This window comes from Streptomyces albidus (ex Kaewkla and Franco 2022) (genome assembly GCF_013870515.1).
Classification (GTDB): domain Bacteria; phylum Actinomycetota; class Actinomycetes; order Streptomycetales; family Streptomycetaceae; genus Streptomyces; species Streptomyces albidus.
This window is the reverse complement of sequence record NZ_JACBXA010000458.1, coordinates 1-2,170: the sequence shown is the minus strand read 5'-3', so window position 1 is coordinate 2,170 and position 2,170 is coordinate 1. Positions and strand designations below refer to the sequence as shown.

At 70.3% G+C, this 2,170-nt stretch carries 1 protein-coding gene and 1 pseudogene; one reads left to right on the top strand and one right to left on the bottom strand.

Annotation, left to right across the window (positions count from 1 at the left end; translation table 11 throughout):
- A partial coding sequence (locus H5J26_RS30470) for a DUF222 domain-containing protein (RefSeq protein ID WP_181769180.1) occupies positions 1–952 on the bottom strand: 952 nt, incomplete at its 3' end.
- Positions 953–1,708: 756 nt separating this feature from the next.
- On the opposite strand from H5J26_RS30470, the pseudogene H5J26_RS30465 reads away from it, so the two are divergent.
- A pseudogene (locus H5J26_RS30465) lies at positions 1,709–2,170 on the top strand (homocysteine S-methyltransferase family protein); the annotation flags it as partial.

Here is a 2,170-nt window from a genome sequence, read left to right as displayed (position 1 = left end):
CAAAGGCGAGGCGGCGGGCTTGTGACGCTGTGATCGGGCCGTAGCCCTTCAACTGTCCCGGCTCCTCCTCGATGCCGAGCAGGGAATCCATCGGGACGGTCACCTGCACGATCGCCGCCGAACGGCCACCTGAAGGCCCCACGCCGGCAGGACGGTTCACGACGAGGTCGAACAGGGCGTCAACTCGCCGCTGTGCCAACGTCCATTCCTCGGCGTCCACGCCTTCGCTGCTCTCGAGAAGCGTTCGGGCGTGGGCGTCGACGGCCTGGTCGAGTTGCGCCGCCTGGTCGGCGGGGAGACAGGCGCCCCAATGAGCCATGCCGTCCCCGATCTCACGGTGGGTGATCTCCCGCTCCCGCTTGCGGTCCTGGTGCCGAAGCTCCACGCCGTCAGGGTCCAGCCGGGCGACCGACCGGTGCAGCGCCCTGCGCGTCTGGCCGCACGCCAACGACGCCATTCGCGGCGCCACTTCGGCCTCGACCTGAACAGCGAGCAACGGGTCCAGGATGTCGGTGACCTCGACCACGGCCTTGGCCTGCATCCAGGAGATCTCACCGGCCTCCAGCAGCCCCATCGTGGTGGGAAGACGAGCGTCCAACTCCCGTGCCACGTGGAGACGGCCCTCCGCCGTCGCACCCGAGATCTTCAGCGCACAGGCGACTTCCTCCGCCGCGAAGTCCCATTCCCCGGCCACATCCCGGTTCCACCTTGCGCGCAGCCCCTCTTCGGCATCGGAGTGCAGAGCGGCCAGCACCTGTGCCTGCCGAGCGTGGACCCAGGAGGCGTGCCGCTCCAAGGCCTTCAGCGCGTCGACACGACCCGCGTGGGACAGCTTCTCCGCGTCCAGCACATCCAGCACCACCGCAGTCTCCGGGCCCGGAACGGCCTCGGCCAGATACGACGCCCACTCATCCGGCGTCCCCGGATGCGATGTGTGTCCCTGCGTGCTCATTGATCTCTCACCCCCGTTCATCTGGCTCATCTCCCGCCCTTACAACGGGACTTCGCCACCCCTCCATTCTCTCGAACGCAACACCAAAACCCCAGCTCAAAGCCGCTTTTCACTCGAATGTGGCCACCCGCCCGGAACCGGGAACTCCACCTTCACCAGGTGACCCCCGCGGCGTGGCAGCCGGACGCTTCGCCTCCACGCACCTGGCACGGAACACACTCCGGCACCGCCGCGCGGCAGCAGCCCGACAGGGCACGCCCACACACCCCGCAAGGCCGTAGACCGGTGACGCCTGCTCCGAGGTGTGAACACCCGCCACCGCCCACACCCGCACCTCCTCTCCACCCACCACAACCCCCCACCGCTCCCCCCGTAGCCAGCCAGGCCACCCCCACCACCGACAACCACCACCGGCCCACCAACCAGCACCCCGACGAAACAACCGACCCCACCCCCCACCCCAACCCACCACCAGCAACCCACCAGCCCGCACCACCCCGGACCAAGGCGCCCACCAGCGGACCCCGGACCACCACCCCACCCCCATCACCCCTTCGGGCGAACCGGGTCCCGATCGCGATCAATGGGCATTGTGCGCACGTAGGTTAGGGCCACCTCACCATTCCTTCTCGGTCCGGCGGGCACCACACGAGTGCCTACCGGACCGCAGAGTTGTGGGCCGCGACATCTGGAAGGTCCTCAAGTGCCTGCGTACGCCGACGATCCCCGCCTTCTTGCGGGCGGCACCGAAGGAGCGGAGCCGTCCAGGCGGACGGCGGCGAGTACCGCGGCCGGTACGGGCTGAGCGTGCATGCGCTCGCCGCCTTCCACCGGCCGCGCGTCGAGGCGCTGGTCGAGGCGGAGCCCGACGTGCTGGCCCTGGAGACGGTGCCCGACGTGGACGAGGCGGAGGCGCTGATGCAGGCCGTGCGGGGCTGCGGCGTCCCGGTGTGGCTGAGCTGCACCGTGGCGGGCGGGCGCACGCGGGCCGGGCAGCCGCTGGCCGAGGCCTTCGAGGTGGCGAGCGGGAACGATCAGGTTCTCGCCGTGGGCGTCAACTGCTGCGCCGCGGAGGACGTGGACGAGGCGATCGAGGTGGCGGCAGCCGTGACGGGCAAGCCTGTCGTCGTCTATCCCAACAGCGGCGAGAGCTGGGGCGGGCGCCCGGGTGCCGGGGGAGAGGGGCGGGGTGCCGGGAGCCCCGGCTGGCACGGTACT